At 38.8% G+C, this 22,865-nt stretch carries 23 protein-coding genes; 19 read left to right on the forward strand and 4 right to left on the reverse strand.

What is annotated here, in order from left to right; all coding sequences use genetic code 11:
* Positions 1–72: 72 nt before the first annotated feature.
* The gene (locus tag LQ188_RS20570; RefSeq protein ID WP_230178022.1) at positions 73–555 is read left to right on the forward strand and encodes a GNAT family protein; all 483 of its coding nucleotides are present in this window, start codon (positions 73–75) and stop codon (positions 553–555) included.
* A 237-nt stretch (positions 556–792) separates the two neighbouring features.
* On the opposite strand, the gene LQ188_RS20575 is transcribed toward LQ188_RS20570, so the two are convergent.
* Both LQ188_RS20575 and LQ188_RS20580 read right to left on the reverse strand, forming a co-directional pair.
* A complete protein-coding gene (locus tag LQ188_RS20575) occupies positions 793–1,629 on the reverse strand; it encodes an RMD1 family protein (protein ID WP_101223408.1) in 837 nt (278 codons plus the stop codon).
* Positions 1,630–1,835: 206 nt separating this feature from the next.
* On the reverse strand, positions 1,836–2,693 hold the full coding sequence (locus LQ188_RS20580; protein ID WP_230178024.1) for a DUF4915 domain-containing protein: 858 nt from the start codon (positions 2,691–2,693) through the stop codon (positions 1,836–1,838).
* A gap of 425 nt (positions 2,694–3,118) precedes the next feature.
* On the opposite strand from LQ188_RS20580, the gene LQ188_RS20585 reads away from it, so the two are divergent.
* The 6 genes from LQ188_RS20585 (at position 3,119) to LQ188_RS20610 (ending at position 8,308) form a co-directional block, all read left to right on the forward strand.
* Complete coding sequence (locus tag LQ188_RS20585) at positions 3,119–4,303, forward strand: glycosyltransferase family 4 protein (RefSeq protein WP_230178026.1); 1,185 nt, start codon at positions 3,119–3,121, stop codon at positions 4,301–4,303.
* Positions 4,304–4,323: 20 nt separating this feature from the next.
* The gene (locus LQ188_RS20590; RefSeq protein ID WP_101223405.1) at positions 4,324–4,647 is read left to right on the forward strand and encodes a hypothetical protein; all 324 of its coding nucleotides are present in this window, start codon (positions 4,324–4,326) and stop codon (positions 4,645–4,647) included.
* 37 nt (positions 4,648–4,684) lie between these two features.
* On the forward strand, positions 4,685–6,475 hold the full coding sequence (locus tag LQ188_RS20595; protein ID WP_230178028.1) for a glycosyltransferase: 1,791 nt from the start codon (positions 4,685–4,687) through the stop codon (positions 6,473–6,475).
* A 244-nt stretch (positions 6,476–6,719) separates the two neighbouring features.
* On the forward strand, positions 6,720–7,205 hold the full coding sequence (locus tag LQ188_RS20600; RefSeq protein ID WP_101223403.1) for a PaaI family thioesterase: 486 nt from the start codon (positions 6,720–6,722) through the stop codon (positions 7,203–7,205).
* A gap of 231 nt (positions 7,206–7,436) precedes the next feature.
* Positions 7,437–7,892 (forward strand): LytTR family DNA-binding domain-containing protein, encoded by a 456-nt coding sequence (locus tag LQ188_RS20605; RefSeq protein WP_101223402.1) that lies wholly within the window; start codon positions 7,437–7,439, stop codon positions 7,890–7,892.
* Positions 7,889–8,308, forward strand: a complete 420-nt coding sequence (locus tag LQ188_RS20610) for a DUF3021 domain-containing protein (protein WP_230178030.1) — start codon at positions 7,889–7,891, stop codon at positions 8,306–8,308. Before LQ188_RS20605 ends, LQ188_RS20610 begins: the two co-directional genes overlap by 4 nt.
* Before the next feature lie 63 nt (positions 8,309–8,371).
* Here the strand turns inward: LQ188_RS20610 and LQ188_RS20615 are convergent, their stop codons facing one another.
* A complete protein-coding gene (locus LQ188_RS20615; protein WP_230178032.1) occupies positions 8,372–10,438 on the reverse strand; it encodes a Na+/H+ antiporter in 2,067 nt (688 codons plus the stop codon).
* Positions 10,439–10,812: 374 nt separating this feature from the next.
* Here LQ188_RS20615 and LQ188_RS20620 point away from each other — a divergent pair, with 374 nt between their 5' ends.
* From LQ188_RS20620 to LQ188_RS20665, 10 genes are all read left to right on the forward strand, one after another.
* Positions 10,813–12,390, forward strand: a complete 1,578-nt coding sequence (locus LQ188_RS20620; protein ID WP_230178034.1) for a spore germination protein — start codon at positions 10,813–10,815, stop codon at positions 12,388–12,390.
* Positions 12,391–12,416: 26 nt separating this feature from the next.
* A complete protein-coding gene (locus LQ188_RS20625; RefSeq protein ID WP_230178035.1) occupies positions 12,417–13,637 on the forward strand; it encodes a Ger(x)C family spore germination protein in 1,221 nt (406 codons plus the stop codon).
* Positions 13,634–13,855, forward strand: coding sequence for a hypothetical protein (locus LQ188_RS20630; protein ID WP_101223397.1), 222 nt, complete (start codon positions 13,634–13,636; stop codon positions 13,853–13,855). Before LQ188_RS20625 ends, LQ188_RS20630 begins: the two co-directional genes overlap by 4 nt.
* Before the next feature lie 57 nt (positions 13,856–13,912).
* The gene (locus LQ188_RS20635) at positions 13,913–15,013 is read left to right on the forward strand and encodes an endospore germination permease (RefSeq protein ID WP_101223396.1); all 1,101 of its coding nucleotides are present in this window, start codon (positions 13,913–13,915) and stop codon (positions 15,011–15,013) included.
* Between the two features lie 188 nt (positions 15,014–15,201).
* Positions 15,202–16,308 carry an endospore germination permease gene (locus LQ188_RS20640; RefSeq protein ID WP_230178036.1) on the forward strand — a complete coding sequence of 369 codons (1,107 nt, stop codon included), beginning with the start codon at positions 15,202–15,204 and terminating at the stop codon, positions 16,306–16,308.
* 431 nt (positions 16,309–16,739) lie between these two features.
* Positions 16,740–17,477 carry an extracellular solute-binding protein gene (locus LQ188_RS20645; protein WP_363320603.1) on the forward strand — a complete coding sequence of 246 codons (738 nt, stop codon included), beginning with the start codon at positions 16,740–16,742 and terminating at the stop codon, positions 17,475–17,477.
* Positions 17,478–17,498: 21 nt separating this feature from the next.
* On the forward strand, positions 17,499–17,969 hold the full coding sequence (locus LQ188_RS20650) for a hypothetical protein (protein WP_101223394.1): 471 nt from the start codon (positions 17,499–17,501) through the stop codon (positions 17,967–17,969).
* A 77-nt stretch (positions 17,970–18,046) separates the two neighbouring features.
* The gene (locus LQ188_RS20655) at positions 18,047–18,601 is read left to right on the forward strand and encodes a sigma-70 family RNA polymerase sigma factor (RefSeq protein ID WP_101223393.1); all 555 of its coding nucleotides are present in this window, start codon (positions 18,047–18,049) and stop codon (positions 18,599–18,601) included.
* Positions 18,602–19,324, forward strand: a complete 723-nt coding sequence (locus tag LQ188_RS20660; RefSeq protein WP_101223392.1) for an anti-sigma factor — start codon at positions 18,602–18,604, stop codon at positions 19,322–19,324.
* Positions 19,325–19,610: 286 nt separating this feature from the next.
* The gene (locus tag LQ188_RS20665; protein WP_230178037.1) at positions 19,611–20,306 is read left to right on the forward strand and encodes a YjjG family noncanonical pyrimidine nucleotidase; all 696 of its coding nucleotides are present in this window, start codon (positions 19,611–19,613) and stop codon (positions 20,304–20,306) included.
* A gap of 90 nt (positions 20,307–20,396) precedes the next feature.
* Here the strand turns inward: LQ188_RS20665 and LQ188_RS20670 are convergent, their stop codons facing one another.
* The gene (locus tag LQ188_RS20670; RefSeq protein WP_101223390.1) at positions 20,397–21,695 is read right to left on the reverse strand and encodes an MFS transporter; all 1,299 of its coding nucleotides are present in this window, start codon (positions 21,693–21,695) and stop codon (positions 20,397–20,399) included.
* A gap of 431 nt (positions 21,696–22,126) precedes the next feature.
* Between LQ188_RS20670 and LQ188_RS20675 the strand changes: the two genes are divergently transcribed.
* Together LQ188_RS20675 and LQ188_RS26865 are read left to right on the forward strand one after the other, a co-directional pair.
* The gene (locus LQ188_RS20675; RefSeq protein WP_101223389.1) at positions 22,127–22,306 is read left to right on the forward strand and encodes an IDEAL domain-containing protein; all 180 of its coding nucleotides are present in this window, start codon (positions 22,127–22,129) and stop codon (positions 22,304–22,306) included.
* A 286-nt stretch (positions 22,307–22,592) separates the two neighbouring features.
* Entirely contained in the window at positions 22,593–22,721 is a 129-nt protein-coding gene (locus LQ188_RS26865; protein WP_260359184.1) for a hypothetical protein, read from the forward strand.
* Positions 22,722–22,865: the final 144 nt, after the last annotated feature.

The raw sequence follows: 22,865 nt of genomic DNA on the forward strand, positions 1-22,865 counted from the left end.
TTTTGCAGTGAATTGTAAAACTTTAGTATCTGTTAATATGGATTTATAGAAATGTAAAAATGGGGTGCAAGTATGATGACTGGATTAACTATCAGACCTTTTATGGAAAATGACTATGAGGCGCTGAGCAATTATTGTTTACCTATAGAACAAGCAATCTATACTTCCTTACCTTTGAAAGTTATTGAAGACTTCAGGAAGGATAAATATAACCTCCCCATGGTCATTTATTTAGATAAGGATTTGATTGGTTGTTTTGCCTTATATACGGATAAAGCGGGAAATCAATATACAAGTAATGAGAATGCGATTCTTCTAAAATCATTCTCCTTGGATTTGCGCCATCAAAAAAAGGGTCTAGCTTTTGAGACTTTAAAAGTGTTGCCTGATATGATCAAACTAAGTCATCCAGATAAAGATGAGATTATTCTAACAGTGCATCATACGAATGTTCCAGCGATAAATTTATATAAAAAAGCAGGATTCATTGATAAAGGATATAGATTCAATGGGGAAGAAGGGGAGGAATTAATTTTCCACTTTGCCCTGGATTAAACAAATGAAATACTTTGGGAAAGTAAGATAAAAGAAAAACAGGCACCCATGAGACGATCATCAGAAAACTTAGGAAATGGACAGTCCACGGAAAGGGAGCGGATTATTGAAATCAATGGGAACGTTTTTCAAAGAAAAAACTGTAGGCAAACCCGTTTTTCGAATTTGTCTACAGTCTGAAGCACTTAAACGATGCTTATTTTTTTGGAAGGTATTCCATACGATATGATTCAGAATTCATGGAATCCATCCTGCAATTTCTAATAACGTCAGAACGATCTCAAAGACAATGAGGATTACAATGATCCATTCAACGAATAGTCCCCTGATCGAATGGCTGATGTTAGAAAACCCATCCATAATGTTATATAAAATTTCGGTTTTACTTTTCAGGATTTTATACCGATCATTCAATTCAAAAAAATCAAGCATTCTGTCATAAAATTCGCCGGCAATGCTGCTTGTCCATGTAATATCAGGTTTGTCCAGAATCATGATGTACGCTAGGGTATTATACTCGTGACGTACGATTTTGGCAGTCGTCCTCGCTAGTTCCTTATTACCGATTCTCAGCTTGCCTTTTTCCAGTCGGTCTATCATGGCTTCGAGCTTGTCGTGGATTTTTCCGAGCTGTTCCTCAGTTTTTTCAAGTGCCACCGATTTTGCGAGAATGGTGGAAATTAATTCAGGGTAGAAAAATTCATATTTAGGTACAACTACATATTCGTCTGTCAAATTGATGCTTCCGGTTTCACTGAAGTGAAGGCTGTAATCGTCTGTATATCTATCTAAATTGTCGAGATCAATAACCGGCTCGAAAGAATGGATAAAGGATGAAAATTCCTTAATCTCATTTGCGTGTGAGTAATTGATGAAGACAATGCTGCCAAAGGAAAAAACCAGCACCTGCTGCGATTCGTCCACATTTTTATTTAGGATGGAACTTAGAAAATCGCCTTTAAGGATTAAAGGCTCTTCCCAGGTGAATTTTTTCGGTATGCCGCAATGAATGGCGATTTTATTCAAATCGATTTCATTAGTGATTGCAAATGCTTTAAAGGTAATTGGTTCCATCTATATCACTCTCTTCAGCAAATTGGTCTTTTTTCGATTCTATTCTATTCTTACAAAAATATGCTTGAATAATTCTTGAAGGTAGAAAAAAGTTCACTGACTGTTCAAGTGAATAAAGAAAGATATCCTTATGATCTGGTAACTAAACGAATAACTTACATAGGATAAAAAAATTTCAACAACTGAAAAATACGATTTCACTGTTTTTAAATAACCAATATTCCATAAATTTCTTCAGAAGGTATATGGATGAAAGATGAAAGTTTCGTAGAGATGTCATGAACATAAATCCCGCAATCCAGTAATATGTTCGTATGTTTTTTTAGTAAAACCGGTATGTGCCTACTCTCACTTTGACCAATGAACATCGTTTGATTTCTAACTGCTAAACCGCGAGTATAACCAAGGCATTTAAAAATATCTTCCTCATTTCTTTTTACTAGGAATTCACCTGAAACACAATAATACATCTTATTATCATAATGAAGTACGCTGTGAGGTTGAAGTAATTTATCATGACAAATCTTAACCACTTTTCTTTCCTGTAAAGAATATTCAAGGATCACACCTTTGTGGATTGTTTTATTAGGGAAATAACTTGCTAAAGAGAGGAAATTTTTCCTTGGAGGATATGAAAACATCGATACATATAACTTATCATTTGCTATATACAAATCGTTGACGTGGAAAACATCGTCATTTTTAGGTGAAAATCTAATTTCATCAATTCTTTCCAAATCGTTTTCCAAATCATAAACACCAATTGAGTTAGTTTTGGTTTCAATAATATAAGCTTTATCTTTATCTACCGCTACACCATGTAAATCTAATTCTGTAGATAAAGCCTTATTCTTTATAACCTTTAAGCTTTCATCCAAAATGAAGATTCCATGAGAATTGGAAATTACGACAAAAGAGCTGCCGTATTTTGTAATGCCTGTGCATCCAACATTTAAAATCTTTTTTATTTCATGTTGTTGTTGTTGTTTAAATTGGACTAAATATAGACCGCCTTTATGATTGCAGCATGAAATCAATAATTTACAATCATCTATGGGTATCATGTAAGATCGCACCTCTTTTATAGACAATTCCTTTTCTTATATAATATGAATTTTTATTGTAATGGTGTAGACAAGTTATGGGGGGAATAGTGGACACTTTATAACTGATTAATGCAGGAGGGCGTTTCCGCTAAATGGAACGCCCTCCTTCTCTATGTTGCTGTTTATTTACCATCCACCTTCATGCTATTACTGATGCTCCCAGTCATGACATTAATGAAGCTTTACAAAAGCCTATAAAAGTTCATGAAAACTTTACTTTTATTTACAGAATTCTCATATTGATGTCAATATTCAGTAATACATGTTTGTTATAATCGGTTGACGGTTTTAAAGGTGATTGGAAAAGAGTCTCTTAAAAATCCTTCATTTACAGATAAGTAGCAGGCTGATTGAAGATGACTGAATAGTAGGAGTGAACAAAAATGGATGAATCTGTAAATCTATATGAGCTTACATTTAGTGAAAAAGATAGATATGTAATCATTACGAATGCTTATCCACATGAAGATCAGTTATATCGGAATGGGTTTATCCACCGAAGAGTCAAGGCCTATCTGGATGAGGGTTTGAAAGTTGATGTTTTTGTTTTGCATCCTGCCTATAAAAAAGCAGAAAAGTATACGTATGAAGCTGTGCCTGTTTATCGTGGAACTGAACAGCATCTGCGCATTTTCTTAAATCATAAAGTACATAAAAAAGCGCTCATTCATTTTGTTAATCCAAAAATGGTACAAGCGATAAAAGAAACGAACACAGATTTACCGATTATTACCTGGATACATGGATTTGAAACGGAGGCATGGCATAGAAGGTGGTTTAATTTTCTTGAGAGCCCTGAAAGCTTGCGGAAGATACTTGAAATGTCGGACGACTATTATGTAGCTCAGCTTTCTTTCATGAATTGGTTTTATCAAACGAATGAGTTGAATACAACCTTTGTTCATATTTCCAAATGGTTCAAAGAACATATAGCGGAATGTGATGCAAGAGCAGAATCGAAAAATTCAGTAATCATTCCTAATGTAATAGATGACAATCTCTTTACCTTTATTGAAAAGCCAGTTGAAATGCGGACAAAAGTCCTTTCAATCAGGCCATACGCTTCGCGAAAATACGCCAATGATTTATCGGTGAAAGCAGTTATTGAACTATCGAAGCGACCATACTTCGATAAGTTGGAATTTGCATTTTATGGTGATGGAAAATTATTCGATCAAACCGTTGAGCCAATCAGGGATTTTGAGAATGTAACGATTCATAAAGGTTTCCTATCTCAGGATCAAATCGCTGCATTACATAAGGAGTATGGAATTTTCCTTTGCCCGACCCGTTTGGATTCTCAAGGGGTTTCAATGTGTGAGGCAATGTCGAGCGGGCTAGTGCCGATTTCAACAGATATTACGGCAATCCCGGAATTCGTTAAACATGACGTTTCTGGCCTTCTAACAAAACCTGAGTCTCCTATCGAAATTGCCGATGCAATAGAGCGCTTATATTACAATCCGGACGTATTTTTAAGAGTGTCAAAACAAGCTTCTCAGTCGATTCGAGAAATATGCGCAGTAGATGTTGTTATTAAAAGAGAATTGGAGATTATCCAAGGTTAATCGAAGGGAGTTTTTTCAATATGGAAGAACGAAACGAATATTGGAAAACTATGTACGAGGAACTCGAATTACAAATGAAAGACATGATGTCCATGACATTGGAGCTCATAGAGGGCAATGGCACTGAAAAACAAAAAATCATTGAGAACATTACAAAAGAAAATAATATGCTGCGAGAAGAATTAGAAAAAAGTAAGATCGCACAAAAAGAAAATATTAAGCTTAACAAAGAAATACGAAGACTTAAGCTATTAGAACACAAATTCAACGTTACATATGCAGGAAAATTCACGTTAAAATATCTTGCGCTTAAATCATCTATTAAAGAACAAATAAAAAAATAAAGATTCATATCAGATTTCAGTCATTGGAGTGAAAACTTTGAATTCACATGAACTAGTTGAAAACAGAAAAATGAAGGTACTTCTATTTGGCTTTATTGACATGAATTCAATGGATGGATCTGCAGTATTTTTATCTTCCTTAGCATCGACCATTGCGCTAGATTCCAACATCGAAGTTGACTTACTTCTAGCTAGCCCGGTCAAACGTGATATCTTAATTCGGCCTCTTGAGAAATTTGATAATATAACCATTCTCAATCCTTTTGTTGATCCTTTTTTCAGTGCCACCGATGATGAATGGGTAAAAAAAGGTGTCATTGATTTTGATATAGCTGAAATGCTCATTACTCACTATTGGAGTCAAAAGGGATATGATTGGCTATTTGTTAGAAGCATTGAGACTGTTGAAAAAATAGCAAAGCATAAGCATATCATAAAGAATACTTTAGTTTATGCTACAGGATTGACTCACATAGGCCAGGATGTTGATGAAGAAAAATTTGAGAGCATCAAAAATATATATGATCAGTGTGCGTATTTCTTATGTCAAACAGAAGAGATGTGCGAATTTGTCATTGAGATTCTTAATTTGAATAAAGAAAAAAACAAAGTTTCCCTGCTTACCCCGATGATACCAAACATTGAATCAGCAGAAGGGCAGACCCGGTTAAAAAACAAACTTGTATATACAGGGAAGTTCGACCCTGATTGGAAGACCATTCCGATCATTACTGCTTTTAAAGAATTAAAGCGCGAAATTCCGAATCTTTCACTTGATGTTGCGGGGGATAAATTCAAATGGGTTAAGGATGATTCTCAGTTTAAGGAAGAAGCGGCATACCTTCTTAAAAATACAGATGGTCTTACATGGTACGGTGCATTGACAAGGGAGAATGCCCAACAATTAATCGTGAACAGTGATATTGGGATAACCTGGAGAAGCGAGGAAATGGACAGCAGTCTTGAACTGTCTACAAAGCTATTGGAGTATGGGATTTTAAGGAAGGCTGTAATAATGAATCCAACCAAAATGCATATAAAGCTTTTTGGCGAAGATTACCCGTTATATGCTGTTACAGAGAAGGATTTTCGTGACGCTGTCAAATTAGCACTATGCAATAAGGATATATATGAGTTTGCGGCAAAACGAATGTATCAGGTCAGCAGGCAGTTTTTATTTTCGGAAGCAATAAAAAAACTGCAAGTACTATTATGGAGCAAGCGTATTACAGATTTTGTAGAGCAAAGCACAAATATGTTTTATATTGATGTAGATGACTTTGATGAACTGACTAAGCATGCACCATCAAATAAAGTGAAAAAATTGCCTGCAGAGTTAAGTGCTGACGAAGCTTTCACCTATATCGTCAAAAACATACCTGAAGAAATAAAACGAGTCGAAAAACTGTTTAAACTGTCTGGATATGGGCAAATCATTTCAGCAGAAAAAGCCGGATGTTATTCATTTCTCCACATCCATAAAAGTTATGGAAACTATGAACAAAATTTTCAAAACAACATGCCATATTTAAAAACTATAGGATTTGAAACCTATGGAAATCCTAAATTAAAGCCAAAAGATGTGGAAATTTCAATGAAGGGACGGGCAACTGCTGATAAAGAAAAATATGATATGAAAGGGAAAAATAAAGAATTAGCTAAAGAAGTAAAGCAATTAAAAAAACTGAACACAGTTCAACTGAAACAAATTACTAAGCTAGAAAAACAAAACCAAGCACTTGAACGTAAATATAATTCACTTTCGAAGTCGAAAATGGGTAAAATGACATTCAAGTATTGGGATTTAAGAAAAAGGCTTAACTTTTAAGAAGGTAAACCTGCAACAAAATAATAGATACACTTCTTAACTATATATATTTTCAAATGAAAGCCCCTGAATGCTGCTTGCTAACAGGGGCTTTTGTCATTTATCGAGAAAAGGAGCAAGGATTCTTGCAAACTTTTTATGTATGTTATCGATTTCTGCAGTATGTATAAAGCTGAAAGCTCAATAAACTATCTGGGAATTCTCTTTAATGATGTTATAATATTCTGAAAAAGGAGGAGAGATGATGGAGGAGATTGTGATAAAAGCGATTCAAGATGATTATCCAGATGCATTTGCATGGTGTTATGGATGCGGTCGTTTAAACGAAGAGGGTCATCACTTTCGAACCGGTTGGCAAGGCGAGCAAACAAGGACAATTTATACACCACGTCCAGAGCATATCGCAATTCCTGGATTTGTTTATGGAGGCTTGATTGCTTCTTTAATTGATTGTCATGGAACAGGCTCCGCTGCATTGGCAATGCATCGTAAAAATGGGCATGAAGTTGGAGATGGAGTGGAGCCTCCCAGGTTTGTGACTGCATCACTGAAAGTGGAATTCGTAAAGCCAACCCCAAATGATGTGCCATTAACAGCCGTTGGGACCATTCATGAGGTTCATCCAAAGAAATGGAGAATCGAAACAGAGGTATTTGCCATCGATAAACTATGCGCTCGTGGAGAGGTAATCGCTGTGGTGATGCCAAGCACTTTTACAAGCAAAGAGTGATCCGGACCCTTGGAACAGGTCAATAGTAAGCTGATTGATAAAAACGGATTCAAAAGCAGAACAAGATTTTTTGTATTAAAGGGCCGTCCAATTATTTGGACGGTTATTTAGTGTATCTGAGTATCCATTTCAAGCATGTTATCACTGTAAAGTTACATGTAACCGGAAATCACAAGCGAATTGTCAAAAATATCAATATACTTACATTATAAGCAAAGGGAGGTCGCAGAGTTGAAAATAAACGTAGAGATAGATAAGGAGATCAAGGCGATAGAGGTGCTTATCAGAAATCACGAATGGAATGAGGAAGTCCAGGAACTGATGGAGCGTTTGAAGGAAAAGAAAAGACCGTATTTTGTCGGCAGGAAAGAAGAAATGCAGCACGTATTTCGGGCAGAGGAAATTATCTGTTTATTTACAGAGCAAGATTCCATAATGGTGCGGACGAAACAGGGGACTTTCGAAATGAAAGAAAGGTTATATGAACTGGAAAGGGACCTTCCTGGTAATCAATTCGTGCGATTGTCCAAGTCAGTGATTGCCAATTTAGATGAGTTAAGCAGATTCGAGGCATCTTTCAACGGGACCTTATGTGTGTATTTCCGATCAGGGGAAAAAGAATATGTTTCTCGGCACTATGTTCAAGGAATCAAGAAAGCATTTCAATGGAAAAGGAAGGGATTATGATGAAAACACTATTATTCCGTAGCTTTGTTGGGATTTGCTTTGGGGCACTCGTGATGGTGCTGACGTGTTTTGCAGTGATTGCTTTTGGGGAGGTCACTGCATTAGACAGTGGAATATTTGTAAAAAACGCGATAGGCTGCATATTATGTGGCTGGTTCTTCAGCACGGCAACAATCTTCTTTGAAAATGAAAAATGGAGTTTGTTATTTCAAACCATTCTGCACTTCCTTACTGTCAGCATTCTTTACTTCCTATTATCTTTCTTTGTTGGTTGGATTCCATTCAGCTTAAAAGGATTGGCTATAGGAATTGGGATTTTCATACCTTTCTATATGATCATCTGGACCGTATTCTATCTCTACTTTCGCTTCCAAGTGAAAATATTGAATGATGGACTTGATAAAAGAAGGAATTGAGAGCGGTTGTGGATTTAAATAAAGAGACACCGCTCCCTGTCGTAACGGTGTCTCTAACATTTCTTAACTTTGTATCATTATCATTTCATCATAGATTAAGTTTTGTCTAAGCTCAGTTGCTGTTTGCATGGATATTTGATCATCTTCAACCATTTGTTGAATGATATCACGTTCGATTTGCATTGCAATCAACTGAAAATGACTCACCATCTCTTCAAAGCGATGTGCTTCTTTTTCACTTAATGTTCCGAATGGATTCAAATAACGATTATATCTTTGAATGACAAGCATCACTTCATGACGGTTTTCAGATGTAGTTTGTTGTTTGAGCAATGAAATGGCTTCCTTTGAAGCCTCTTTTTGGGCTTTTCGAAACTCCCGGATCAGGTCCGCATTTTTAACGATGGAGTCCTCTAATTTCGCTTCCCATTTCTTATCCCATTTGACATTGATCTTTTTCTTGAAAAGAATCGCCTGCAAATTGATCCAAGCCCTTTTCAGCGAAGATTTTTGCATATAATTTATGGTTCTTGAAAGATACACTTTATAAAGTTCTAAGGCTGTTTCAGATATAGTTCCTTTTTCGACTAATCCAGAAACGAATTCCAATTCCTTTTTGGTCCCTTGCTCCACTAAATCGCGTATTGTCCGATTATCGGGTCTGTTCGTGATTCCCCGTTCCAAATCAATCAGTTGTTCATTCAAATCTTCCATCACTTGATTGATAGCTTTCTGATTATCCATGGTTGCTTCTTTGCTTAGCTGATCGATCGTTTTATTTAAAACAATTTCATAAGCCTCCTCAGAGGTTAGCCGTTCATCTTTGAATTCAATCGGTGTCTTTACCAGTAATGGCAAGAGAACCGTAGCCAATGTGACGCTTAACAATATAACGCAAGCTGCGATGAACAAGACTGTATTACGCATCGGGAATAAAGTGTCATCTGGCATAAAATATGGTATGGATAAAGCTGTAGCTAATGTAATGGTTCCATGAATGCCGCTAACGGATGTCAAAAATGCAAATCGTGGTCTTGAAACATTCTCCTCATCAGTATCCTCGCTATCTTCTGGGTGAACCCTGGACATAATGAATTGCTCTAATGGATTCACTCTGTTTTTCGTAAAAGTATCATGCAGAATGTATACCCAAATAAAACGGATCACCAATAATAAAAGAACAATCAAAACACTAATCCCAAAAAGATTACCCCTACTTATGTTCGACTCAATTTCCTGATAAACACTCGGCAACATAAATCCTAATAAAGCAAATACAAGTCCATTCAAAACATAACCTAATACAGACCATGTATTAGATGATACAATTTGCAATTTAGTTGTGGAATTCTGAAGGCGATCCCGCTCGATGCCATGAATTACACCTGCGGCAACCACTGCCAAGATTCCGGAAACATGGAATTCTTCAGCTACCATATATATGACAAAAGGCGTAATTAGCTCAATAACAATAGACATGGAGATTTCTTCAAGTCCATGAACCCGTAAAAATAATCGTAATTTAACGATTAAGTAGCCCAATAGGATACCTATGAAAATACCGCCTATAGCTACAAATATAAAATTAAGCGAAGCATCTTTTATAGAAAATGCTCCAGTTAAGGCAGCTGCCAGGGCAACTTTAAAAGCCACGATTCCAGCAGCATCATTGAAAAGTGATTCACCTTCAAGGATGGGCATCATATTACCGGGCAATTTCAATCCTTTTGTAATCGATTGTACCGCTACAGCATCCGTAGGGGTAATTGTAGCTGCTAAAGCAAAGGCAACAGCCATCGGCATTTCGGGTATTAACCAGTGGATGAAAAAACCTCCTGCAAAAACAGTCACAAATACTAACCCAAAGGCCAATAACAGAATAGGCTTACGCAATTCAAGCATTTCTTTTCGGGACGTATTTTTTCCTTCTGTAAAGAGTAACGGAGCAATAACACAGATCATGAATAATTCTGAATGAAAATCCAACGATAATTGAAATGGCAATAATGAAAGCACTGCACCCATGGATATCTGATATATCGGTAGTGGAATACGGGGCCATATGGCATTTAATATTGTAGCGATTATTGTGGACACCAATAATCCGAGCAATGTGATTAAGAATGACATAGAATCTCCCTTATCGTTTTAGTCTGCTTGCCCATGAAACTTATTTAAAAAGAAAAAAAGAGGTATTTTAAAGCGAATATCCATCTTTAAAAAATAACCCCTATTTTATGGTCTTGTGTAGCTTGTTCAAAAAACAATATTTAGCCAGAGACAGTATTTTAATATGTAGCCTCGATTTTTGATATACCCCTTAGTTATTAATTACAAACAGGATATCACAAGAGTTTACGGTTTATTCAAAATCACTTATAACATAGCTTTTCCATGAAAATTAGTTCATGCCGGAAACAGGATTTCCTGTATAAAATACCCTTAATGAAGAAACATAGAAAAATGGAGTAAGAGCGACCTGCAAAAAAATGGGGGTATTCAGCTTGATTCGTAATGTAGGTAGATTGTTAAGGAAAACGAAAGAAAAAAAATCCAGTGTACAAAATAATTACCAGGATTCTAAGCCTGCAGATGCACTTGCTGCGAATTTCAATCAAAATGTAGAAACACTTCGTTCTGTTTATGATAATTGCTCGGATGTCATGTTCCGCTCGTTCTTACTTTTCGGAAAGACGCGGGCGATGCTCATTTACATTGCGGGACTCTCAGACATCGAGGCGATAGAGCAATATGTGCTATCTCCACTCATGCAGGAGTCATCAAAAGAACCACAACAATTAAATGAGTTTATTGAACATAAAATGCCCGTTCCTAAAGTGGTAAAAGTGAATATGTTGGCGGATTGCATTGAATCGATTTCCACTGGAAACCCGATCCTTCTATATGAAGGGGAAAGTGATGGATTTTCTTTAGGATTGTCCAAATGGGAAAAGCGGGCGATTGAAGAACCTATGGCAGAGGGGGGAGTTAGGGGGTCACGAGAGGGATTTATTGAATCTCTAGAGGTAAATACGTCCCAATTGCGACGTATTATTAAAAGTCCTGCCCTTAAATTACAATCGATGAAGATCGGAACGTATACCAGGACGAATGTTTCAATTGCTTATATTGATGGCCTTGCGGATAAAACACTGATTGAAGAGATTACAACTCGGTTGGAACGAATTAAAATAGACGGTATTTTAGAAAGCGAGTACATCGAGGAAATGATCGAGGACAATCCGTTTTCACCTTTCCCTCAGATCATGACGACAGAACGGCCGGATGTAGCCTGTTCTTGCTTGTTGGAGGGACGAGCTGTCATTCTTGTAGAAGGAACCCCTTTTACTTTAATTGCACCAATATCCTTCTTTTCTTTGATTCAATCACAAGAGGATTATGCTCAACGTTTTATGGCAGGCACTTTTATCCGTTGGTTACGTTATATTTTTATGGGACTATCTCTTTTGCTTCCGTCCCTATATGTTGCTATTTTGACGTTCCATCATGAGGCGGTCCCAACCGCACTCCTGCTAAGCAGCGCGGCATCCCGGGAATCGGTCCCTTTTCCTGCAATAGTAGAGGCATTGGCTATGGAAATTACCTTTGAAGCACTAAGAGAGGCAGGGGTTCGCTTGCCGAAGCAGGTAGGTTCTGCTGTCAGCATTGTTGGAGCGCTAGTGATTGGTCAAGCTTCCGTACAAGCGGGGTTGGTTTCAGCGCCAATGGTCATTGTGGTTGCGATTACGGGAATCGCTTCTTTTATGATGCCTCGTTATATTGCCGGAATTGCTTTCCGGATGCTGCGTTTCCCAATGATGCTGCTTGCCGGTACCTTAGGACTGCTTGGCATCGTGATGGGAATCATTGCCATAATCATTCACTTATGCAGCTTGCGTTCCTTCGGCGTTCCCTACTTAACGCCACTGGCACCGTTAAAAGGTAAAGAGCTGAAAGATGTGCTGTGGAGGGCTCCTTGGTGGAAGATGGATACACGCCCGCGCCTCACAGGGGATTCTAATGTATACCGTCAAGCACAGGAACAGGGACCAAATTCAAAAAGGGGAAGTGAAACGGAGTGAATAATGGTTGGAGGAGAACAAAGGTATTGGAGAAAGTAAAGAGGCGTCATTTCATGAAAAGCGTCTTTCTTTTGCTCGTTATTTGTGGAACGACCCCTTTTCTAAGCGGTTGTTGGGATCGAATAGAAATCACTGACTTGGCGATTGTCACAGCAGCCGCCATCGATAAGAACGATAATAATCAAATCGAACTATCCGTCCAAGTTTTTATTCCAAGTTCAATAAGTGGTGGAGGCGGCGGTCAAGGAGGAGGGACCAGTCAAGGAGGGGGTGCTGTTACGACATTGGTGAGATATGAAAAAGGCGCCAATATTTCAGATGCATTGTCTAAGCTTCAAAGCAAGCTTCCGCGAAAAGTATTTTGGGGACATTGTAAAGTATTTGTATTCGGTGAAAAGTTAGCGAAGGAAGGAATTAAAGAGCAGCTGGATTTTTTGCTGCGCCATCCGCAGCCAAGAGAGAAAGCAAATGTGTATGTCAGCAAAGGGAAAGCAAAGCCTATCCTTGAATCTTTGCCACCCCTGGAAAACTATTCAGGAGAAGTGCTTAGAGAACTATCTGATTTACATATAGGGATGCTGGTCACACTGCAGGATTTGGATGAAATGTTAACGGGTAAACCCCGAGCGGCCGCACTTCCATTCGTTAAAATTTTACCACCAGCAAAAGGGCAAACGAAATTACAGGGAATTCCTTACATTGTCGGAACAGCCGTGTTCAAAAAAGATAAAATGACTGGAACGATGACTGAAAAGGAAACTAGAGGGCTATTGTGGTTAAGAGATGAAGTGGAATCATACACAGTGACCTTACAACCTAAAGGTGTGAAGGGGAAGATATCTTTAAGTCCAGTGTCAGCCAAAGTCAAGATCATTCCGCAAATTATCAATGATAAATGGAAATTGTTGATGAAGGTAAATACAGAAGGAGCTGTTATACAAAATGGAACGAATTTAAACCTTTCAAATCCTAAGTCTCTAAAAGCTGCAGAACGAGCATATCAAAAAGATATAGAAAAACGCATCAAGATGGCTTTTCTGAATACTCAGCAGAAGAAAGCGGACATTTTAGGGTTGGGTAAAGATTTCTATAGGAAATATCCTAAACAGTTTAATAAGGTCGAAAACCACTGGGATGAGATATTCGCGGAAATGGAAGTGGAAATCGATGTTGCGGCCAATATTCGCAGACAGGGTTATATAAACAAACCGGCAGGATTGTCTGAGGAAGAGGTGAAGGACAAATGAGATGGGGGGCTTTTATTTGTACAGCCGTGATCGTAGCTTTAATCATTTTGTTTGAATGGCCGAAAATGAAACAAAATCCTAAAAAAGATAAAATGGCATTTCTTACACTGCTCCTCACTGGATTGATTCTGTCCATGTTCAACCTCCCACAGATGTCAGGGCCAACTCAATGGGTGGAAACTCTTTTCAGGCCATTTGGAGAGTTTATGGAAAAGTAAGTCTATTAGTGGGCGTTGCAGGATTAAATTCATACTATTAAAGAAAGGAGGAAGCAGATGGAGAAAGGGAAAATTTCATCATTACAGATGGCATTCATGATGTATCCGACGATTGTGGCAACGGCTATTCTCGGGATACCCAGCATCACAGCGAAATATGCCAAAACCGATTTATGGCTGTCCCCCATTTTTGCGGCACTCATAGGGTATGTGACGGTGTATATCGCTTATAAACTTCACAAGCTGTATCCGAAGCAAACGGTGATCCAATTCAGTGAACAGATTATTGGTTTGGCTCCGGGGAAAATTCTCGGTTTTTTATTCTTGTTTTTTTATATCCAGAACACGGGGCTAATCCTTAGAGGTTACGCAGAATTTGTTGTCGGCTCTTTTCTGGTACGTACCCCGATTAGTGTGATCATGGCATCGATGGTGCTTCTGTGTGCGTTCATCGTACGCGGGGGAATAGAAGTGTTGGGGCGAGCTGCTGAATTGTTTGTACCTGTTTTCATTTTTCCAATCTGTATCTTAATCCTTTTGCTGATTCCCGATCTTGAATTCAAGAATATATTCCCGATATTGGCGGATGGTATAATGCCTCCAATCAAGGGTGCGATTGTACCGGGAGGATGGTTCAGCGAGTTTTTCCTGATCATTTTCCTCCTTCCTTTCTTGGCGGATATGAAAAAAGGGATGAAATCCGGGATGATGACTGTGTTTGCCGTGATGATGACGTTAATTGTGGTGAATCTTACGGTTCTTTTTGTACTCGGGTCAACAACATCCACAAAGCTTTACCCCTTGATGAATGCATCTCGATACATCAGTTTTGCCGACTTTTTTGAACATGTAGAGTCCGCCGTCATGGCGGTATGGATAGTAGGGGCGTTTGTAAAAATTTCCGTGTTTTATTATGCATCCGCTTTAGGTACAGCACAGTGGCTGAATCTCTCCGACTATCGTCCTGTTGTATGGCCGATAGGGATTTTGATTGTCATATTCAGTTTGTGGTCGTTGCCTAGCTCTGTGGATGTCAGTCGTAATGATATCAACGTCTTCCCTTTACAAAGTATTTTGATGCAAACGATTATTCCTCTGTTATTGTTGGTGATTGCTGTTTTAAGGAAAAGAAATCGTAAAGGAACCGAAACCAGCTGACTGGGCATTTTTTATGCTAAATATCCTATCGTTAAGGTGCTATCAATATTCGTACTCGCGCAGAGGGCAGGACCAACTGAATGGATTGCATCTCTTTTTTAGCCGTTTTAAGAGTTTATGAAAAAGTAGATCTATCAGTGGGTTGCGTGATTTCAAATTTCCATACTATCACAGAAAGGAGGAAGATGATGGAGAAAGGGAAAATTTCATCTCTACAGATGGCATTCATGATGTATCCGACGATTGTGGCAACGGCCATTCTCGGTGTTCCAAGCATCACAGCCAAATATGCCAAAACTGATTTATGGCTGTCCCCCATTTTGGCGTCTCTCATCGGGTATGCGACGGTGTATATCGCTTATAAACTGCACAAACTTTATCCGAAACAAACGGTGATCCAATTCAGTGAACAGATCATTGGTCGGATTCCGGGGAAAATTCTCGGTTTTTTATTCTTGTTTTTTTATATCCCGATCACAGGGCAAATCCTAAGAAGTTACGGAGAATATATTGTCGACTCTTTTCTGGTCAAAACTCCGATAAGCGTGATCATGGCATCGATGATACTCCTCTGTGCCTTTATCGTACGCGGAGGGATAGAAGTGTTGGGGCGAGCTGCCCAATTGTTTGTTCCCGTTTTTATCATTCCAATCCTCCTCTTAATCATCTTACTGGGCCCTGATATTGAATTTAAGAATATATTCCCGATATTGGGGAATGGAATTATGCCTCCAATCAAGGGTTCGATTGTACCAGGTGGATGGTTCAGCGAGTTTTTTCTGATGATTTTTCTCCTCCCTTATTTGGCGGATATGAAAAAAGGAATGAAATATGGGATGATGACTGTGTTTGCCGTAATGATGACGTTAGTTGTGGTGAATCTTATCGTTCTTTTTGTACTCGGATCAACAACATCCACAAAGAATTATCCCCTGATGAATGTATCTCGGTACATCAGTTTTGCCGACTTTTTTGAACATTTGGAGTCCGCCATCATGGCCGTATGGATAGTAGGAGCGTTTGTCAAAATTTCCGTGTTTTATTATGCGGCTGCTTTAGGTACCGCGCAGTGGCTGAATCTCTCCGACTATCGTTCTGTTGTATGGCCTATAGGGATATTGATTGTAGAATTCAGCTTTTGGTCGTATCCTAGCGCTATGGATGTCAGTCGTTTTGATATTATCGCCTTCCCTTTTTATGGGGTTTTGATGCAAACGATTATTCCTCTGATATTGTTGGGAATTGCTATGATCAGTAAAAGAAAAAGACAGAGAAAGGGAAGCAAATCAAGCTAAGCTTTTCTGCCAGTTGTTTTAAGAGATTTGAAAGAGTATGTGCATGAAAGCTGGTAGAAAGAGTTCTATTTTAATTTTAAAACAAAGGTGATTTGAGCGGGTGTTCGAGACACCTGAGTGGGGAGGATCGCCCGTGGAAAGCAAGTGCCCTACATTCCAAAACGTCAAATTTTAAAAGCCAAATAGTAGACAAACTCAATTACTAAGGAGTTTGTCCACAGTCCGCAACCATTCCGTTTTCGAATGGTTTTTTTGTTGAGAGAAAAAGTGAAAAACTAGAAATATCAGTGTGCTTTGCTGCAAGTTATAAATAATTAACAATTTTTTCAAACCGTTTTGAAGTTTGTCCCGTTATCTATAGTACAAAGGCTTTTTAGAAGGGAGAGAGAAAAGACTTGAAAAAGGTTCTTATTGTCGGGTGTATATCATTGATGCTAGTACTGTTAGGATTTTCACCGGAAATGGGTGCGAAACGGGGGCAAGCTGTCAACGACGTCGTAAAAGTATATGGACCAGGTGGACCTCTTGGACCAATCAAGGAAGTGGCGGAACAATTCACCAAAGAAACCGGGATAAAAGTTGAAGTAACAGCGGGACCCGAAGAAAAATGGATTGATCAAGCCAAACGGGATGCGGATATCATTTACGGAGGGTCAGAGTATATGCTAACAGATTTTATGCATGATCATCCAGGTATCATTAATGAAAAGAGCCGCACTGAATTGTATACACGGTCAGCTGGCATCCTGGTTAGAAAAGGAAACCCAAAGAATATACAGTCCCTGGAGGATTTAACGAAGAAGGGCGTAAAGATTGTGGATGTTAATGGAGCCGGGCAACTGGGGCTATGGGAAGATTTGGCTGGAAGGAAAGGATTGATTCCTGGAATTAGCAGGAATATTGACATTTCAGTGAAGTCCAGTGCTGAAGCTATCGATCTATGGAAGGCAAATTCAAAATTGGACGCTTGGATCACATATGAATCCTGGCATTACCGTCTGGCGGATGTGACGGACCTGGTTCAGCTCCCTGAGGAAGACAAGCTCTATAGAGGAACCCCGATAAGCATAACGAGTAAGAGTGAAAACAAGAAAAAGGCAAAACAATTTATTGATTATCTTAAAACGGAAGAATCCCATCAAGTATTTCAAAAATGGGGATGGAAGTAAATTGACGAGGAGTGAGAGTATATGAAAAAGTGGATGGTATTTTCAGTTTTTATGATGGTTCTAGCTTTGGCGGCATGTGGAAATGAAGCTAATGATTCATCCCAAAATGATCAAGTGGTTAGTGGTACTGCCGATGAAAAAGCAGAAACCCTAAAATTAATGGAAAGTGAAACAACAGGCGAATACTTGGCTGATTCGAAGGGAATGTCACTTTACTTTTTCAAGAATGATAAATCAGGAAAAAGCAATTGCATCGGTGATTGTCTGAAAAAATGGCCGCCGTTCATGGAAAGGGATTTTGCTGTTCCAAAAGGATTTGAGGAAAAAGACTTTGGAACCATTGAAAGGGAAGATACAGGGGAAGAGCAGGTAACGTACAAAGGTTTTCCGCTCTACTATTTTGTGAATGATAAGGCAGCGGGAGATGTCAATGGCGAAGGCGTGAAAAATGTTTGGTATATTGTAAATAACAAGACGGTTTTTCCAAAATAAGAAAAAGGGACGATCATTGATGGTCGTTCCTGTTACACGTTTTTTCCAAATTTACTGGTGAGGAGTTGCAGGTGCGATTGAAAGAAAAACTTGATAAGGAATTGATGGCATTAGTAATGAAAAAGCATCGTCCTGCTCTGGAAGAACTTTATGACAGGCATATTAAATTAATCTATGGTTTTATTTTTAAGTTCACAAATGGAAATCCTGATAAAACCAAAGAGATTGTGCAGTTGGTCTTTTTAAAGCTCTGGACCACAAAAAGCAGCTACAATTCCGAAAAGGGGCACTTTGTAAGCTGGCTTTTGACCGTTACACGAAATGTGTGTGTGGATTATGTCCGTAAAGACAGCGTTCATATTCGGAATAATAAACACATGGACATGAGTCGTCCAATTGACATAGAAGATCCGAATAATGATATAGAAAATGGGCTATTACACAGTGAAATTGCCAATGCAAAAAGTAAGTTAAGCAAGCCGCAAAAAAGACTGATTGATTTACTGTATTGGAAAGGGTACTCGTTAACCGAAATTGCCAAAATTGAAAATGAACCGATTGGTACCATCAAGAGCAGACTTCACCAGTCGCTTAAATTATTGAAAAAGCATTTGGAAGTAGGTGGTTTGTAAATGAATACAGAGTGCGCTAACCTGCTTTCATTTTTATCGGGTGAACTGGGTGAAAAAGAAAAAAAAGCATTCGCGGAACACTTAACACAATGCTCTGAATGCACTAGGGAGTATGAACAAATGACGGAAGCCTGGAAGTCATTGAAATGGGATTTCGAAGAAAAAGAACCCTCTTCTTCCCTGAAATCAGAGGTTATGAATTTTGTCTTTGAGACGGATGTTGAAGTTCCGGTGAGAAGGGAAAAGAATTGGAGGCGTTTTTTCTTTAAGCAGTTTACACCAGTAACTTCAGGTCTTTTGTTGGCAGCGCTAGTTTTGGCGTTTGTGCTGTTATATTCCAATATTCAACTGAAAAAAGAACTCGCAGCCATCAATCTGCCAATGGAGGTTAAAACGTCGCTATCTTTGCAGCCTGTCGATAAGACGGCTGTAAATATGAATACGGACGGTGCTGCATACATTTTGCAGCAAGGAGAAGAAAGACGGTTAATCGTGCAAATTCAGAATTTGCCTAGCCTTCAAGAGTCCGAGGTGTATCAGGTTTGGTTGCTGAAAGATGGAAAGCGGACTAATGCAGGAACTTTCAAGCCTGATGATGCAGGCACAGGATCATTGACATACAAACTGTCCATTAATGATAAATTCAATCAAATTGGCATCACAAGAGAACCAGACTCAAATAGTACAAAGCCGAGAGGAGAGAAAATAGTTGGCTCTTCATAAAAATAAGAGACTTGCCCGCAAAGGGAAGTCTCTTATTTTCTGTTGGTATTTAAAATGATAGCTGTGCGTCATAGAATAAACGCCATGGTCATGACAGAGTAAATATGATAACAGTTTGCCATTAGGAGTCATCCTCCATAAAGAACCATACAAAAAAGGATAGCCTTTGAAGCTGTCCTTTTTGTAGTTTTCCAAGCTTGCAGTATTTATTTAGCATGTATCTAATAAGTTATACGTAATTAAAGGAAATGTGTTAAGTTGGACTAAAATGATAATGGAGGCAGCGATGAAATACGAGATTATCTTATTTGATGTTGATGATACATTGCTAGACTTTGGAATATCGGAAAAAAATGCACTGCATGAAGCTTTTTTAGAGTTCGGTTTGCCTACAGGGGCGGAGGATTATGCGGGATGCTACCAAGAAATCAGTAAGGGATTATGGAGGGATTTGGAACAGGGGATTATTGATTTAGCAAATCTGGGAGTGGAAAGGTTCAAGCGGTTGTTCCTGAAGCAGGGGCTTGATATCGATGCGGATGCGTTCGGCCGTGTGTACCTAAGACATTTGGGAAAGGAAATACATCTTCTGCCCGGGGCTTTGGAGGTTTGCGAGAAGCTTGGAGGATGCAGGCTGGCCATTATAACTAATGGCTTTACGACAGTGCAGACAGCAAGAATAGGGGGGTCACCCCTTTGCAATACCTTTGAAACTTTAATAGTTTCCCAAGAGGCTGGGTTTCAGAAGCCTGATAGAGGGATTTTTGATTATGCATTTACGAAGTTAAAGATTACAGATAAATCGAAAGCGTTGATAGTGGGCGACTCCTTGACATCAGATATACAGGGCGGCTTGAATTATGGAATGGATACATGCTGGTACAATCCCCATCAAAAGGAAAATAATCTGGGAATCAGCCCCACCTATGAAATCCGGACGTTGACCGATCTTTTGGAGATTGTGGGAATTAAGGAAGTTTAGACAGGTATGTGCTTTCTAAAAAACAGAGGCCGGTTGTCCAAGTGAAAGGACGTTCAGCCTCTGTTATTACTTAGGCCTGGGATTTTAGAATCAGTTCAAATCCAGCTCTTGTGGATTGAGTGTTTGATCACTTTTGATCCTTCTGCTGAAATGCGGTGATAATATACAAAGCGCCAGGGAAATTGCGAGACCTGCCATCATGAATCCGCCAAATACCAGAGGGGATGGGCCATATGAATCCGCCATCGTGGTCCAGATCAGCGGACCGAAACCTGCAATGGCTGCCGCGACCTGATAACCGACAGATAGTCCTGTATAACGCACCTTGGCTGGAAAGAGCTCCGAGAATAACGTCCCTTGTGTAGAAAAAATGGCTCCCCAGATGACGCCGAGTACAACTGCCTGCATAAAGTAGAACCAGCCGGCTCCTTGCCCGATCATTGTGAAATATGGGATGGCCAGGATGAAAAGGAGAATCAGGCCCCCAAAATAGATGATTTTTCGGTCGATAAAATCAGAAATGTAACCAATGACAGGAATGGTTACTAGCATTGTAGCGCAGCCAATCGTTAAACCGGTCAAGGCTGACTCTTGGGAATAACCAAAATACAGTGTAGTAAAGACGAGAACATAGGACATGATGAATACATTGAAGAACCCATCCCCAATTTTTAGTCCGATCACTTGCAGCACACTTCTCCAATCGTGTTTCAACGTTTCAATAATGGGAACTTTCGCAAGATTGCCGCTATCTTTCTGCTGTTGGAATTCCGGCGTTTCTTCAATGCCACTCCTTACCCAGATTGCCAATGCAATCAGTACACCGCTTAAAAGGAATGGAATCCGCCAACCCCAAGATAAAAATTGGGCATCGGTTGTCAAGGAACTGATAAGGGTCAGGCTGAACGAACCGGCAACCAAACCGATGGGGACCCCTAGTTGCGGAATTGATCCATATAACCCACGGACACCCTTTGGAGCAGATTCCGTTGCCAATAGGATGGCTCCGCCCCATTCACCTCCCAAGGAAATCCCTTGAATCAATCTCAGCACCACCAAGATGGCGGGGGCTGCCAAGCCAACCTGGGCATAAGTGGGCAGAACACCGATAAGCATTGAACTCCCTCCCATACCAATAAGGGTGAACATGAGTGCTGCCTTCCGTCCGATGCGATCACCCATATGACCGAATAGGATACTCCCGATTGGTCGGGCTGCGTAACCAGCCCCGAAAGTGACAAAGGCGAGAAGAAGTGAAATGGCAGGGTCATGATTGGGGAAGAATAGAGTTGTAAAAACCAGGCCAGTAGCTGTCCCGTATAAATAGAAATCATACCACTCAATAACGGAACCGGCTAAACTTGCGAAAAGAACTCGACTTTTTTTCATGATAAATGCTCCTTTAATGCTAAGTTTTTCATCAAAATTGTTTTCAACAATAATAAGGTCGAAAAGAACAAAAATGATGGTTAATGAATATAAGTAAAAAACTGGATTATTTAGATTATTTTAGAGGGCTTATCCATACCGGTCAACATATTTCTGACTTTTCTGAAAAAAATGAAGCGAATAACTTAGCTCCAATCACCTGTAATGGAATATAATTAATTCTAAAGTAATGGAAATAAACGATTCGATATTCCCGGATAAAATGAAAAGTTTTAAATTCAAATCATTTAGTATTTTTTATGTATGGAAGAGTGGCAAAGTGGAAATCATGTGGATAAGGAAATAAAAAAGAGGAAAGGATAAGTTAATAAATAATAATAATCTCCAAGTTATTTAGTATAATAGAAAAAAGGTTAAGGAGTTGGTTTCGTATGGAGAAGCAATTGCCAGAAACATCGCTTGAACCTGAAGAGATGGCTGAAATGGTTTTGAAAAAGGCCCTTAGTGATTACCGGAAAGCACAAATCGAAAAAGAAATCGATCACTCATTAAGAAATCGTGATAAGGAAGAGTTCCTGCGATTAACTGAAATATTGAAGGGCATTTCATGAAATTTTAAACACTGTGAACAAGACAAGTAGTAATTGATTAAGAAAGTGCACCTAAAAAGCCAGCATAGTTTAAAAATATAAATATGTAGCTTTATATAACTGGAACATTCTAATTAAATAGCAATCTTTAGTATTATAATATTTTACATTGTAAGCGCTTTCTTGTATAATCAAATAAAGAAAACAATGGAGAGAAGTTATGGATTTCGGCAAATGGCAGAATTCACTGGTATTAGTGCCCTGAAAAGGTTTATGCACCGGGATAAAAACTAAAGGGGGAAAAGTTATGAAAAAGAATGGAGTGTCGTTAGTTGAATTTGTTCAGGAGGATCGTTTCGAACTCAGCTCCTACATTACTTCTTTATTTAATAAACTGAATGACTATGTTCCCAAAAGTCTTAAAGATAAAAGGTGAATGACAATAAAAAGTGGATCAGGAAGATATGTTATAACTTCCTGATCCATTTTTTATTTTGTTTTTGGATTTGGAGTTTTAAGTAGTGCACTTAAGTCGAAGTCTCAATAATTGACAATGAGAATCGTTATCGAATAAAATGAT

The sequence above is a fragment of the Peribacillus sp. Bi134 genome (assembly GCF_918698065.1).
Lineage (GTDB): Bacteria > Bacillota > Bacilli > Bacillales > DSM-1321 > Peribacillus.

What these genes read in the sequence shown, in the direction of transcription:
- LQ188_RS20570 (WP_230178022.1), top strand. Translation starts at nt 73, where the DNA reads ATGATGACTGGATTAACTATCAGACCTTTTATGGAAAATGACTATGAG.
- LQ188_RS20575 (WP_101223408.1), bottom strand. Translation starts at nt 1,629, where the DNA reads ATGGAACCAATTACCTTTAAAGCATTTGCAATCACTAATGAAATCGAT.
- LQ188_RS20580 (WP_230178024.1), bottom strand. Translation starts at nt 2,693, where the DNA reads ATGATACCCATAGATGATTGTAAATTATTGATTTCATGCTGCAATCAT.
- LQ188_RS20585 (WP_230178026.1), top strand. Translation starts at nt 3,119, where the DNA reads ATGGATGAATCTGTAAATCTATATGAGCTTACATTTAGTGAAAAAGAT.
- LQ188_RS20590 (WP_101223405.1), top strand. Translation starts at nt 4,324, where the DNA reads ATGGAAGAACGAAACGAATATTGGAAAACTATGTACGAGGAACTCGAA.
- LQ188_RS20600 (WP_101223403.1), top strand. Translation starts at nt 6,720, where the DNA reads ATGGAGGAGATTGTGATAAAAGCGATTCAAGATGATTATCCAGATGCA.
- LQ188_RS20610 (WP_230178030.1), top strand. Translation starts at nt 7,889, where the DNA reads ATGATGAAAACACTATTATTCCGTAGCTTTGTTGGGATTTGCTTTGGG.
- LQ188_RS20615 (WP_230178032.1), bottom strand. Translation starts at nt 10,438, where the DNA reads ATGTCATTCTTAATCACATTGCTCGGATTATTGGTGTCCACAATAATC.
- LQ188_RS20630 (WP_101223397.1), top strand. Translation starts at nt 13,634, where the DNA reads ATGAGATGGGGGGCTTTTATTTGTACAGCCGTGATCGTAGCTTTAATC.
- LQ188_RS20635 (WP_101223396.1), top strand. Translation starts at nt 13,913, where the DNA reads ATGGAGAAAGGGAAAATTTCATCATTACAGATGGCATTCATGATGTAT.
- LQ188_RS20640 (WP_230178036.1), top strand. Translation starts at nt 15,202, where the DNA reads ATGGAGAAAGGGAAAATTTCATCTCTACAGATGGCATTCATGATGTAT.
- LQ188_RS20645 (WP_363320603.1), top strand. Translation starts at nt 16,740, where the DNA reads ATGCTAGTACTGTTAGGATTTTCACCGGAAATGGGTGCGAAACGGGGG.
- LQ188_RS20650 (WP_101223394.1), top strand. Translation starts at nt 17,499, where the DNA reads ATGAAAAAGTGGATGGTATTTTCAGTTTTTATGATGGTTCTAGCTTTG.
- LQ188_RS20660 (WP_101223392.1), top strand. Translation starts at nt 18,602, where the DNA reads ATGAATACAGAGTGCGCTAACCTGCTTTCATTTTTATCGGGTGAACTG.
- LQ188_RS20665 (WP_230178037.1), top strand. Translation starts at nt 19,611, where the DNA reads ATGAAATACGAGATTATCTTATTTGATGTTGATGATACATTGCTAGAC.
- LQ188_RS20670 (WP_101223390.1), bottom strand. Translation starts at nt 21,695, where the DNA reads ATGAAAAAAAGTCGAGTTCTTTTCGCAAGTTTAGCCGGTTCCGTTATT.
- LQ188_RS20675 (WP_101223389.1), top strand. Translation starts at nt 22,127, where the DNA reads ATGGAGAAGCAATTGCCAGAAACATCGCTTGAACCTGAAGAGATGGCT.
- LQ188_RS26865 (WP_260359184.1), top strand. Translation starts at nt 22,593, where the DNA reads ATGAAAAAGAATGGAGTGTCGTTAGTTGAATTTGTTCAGGAGGATCGT.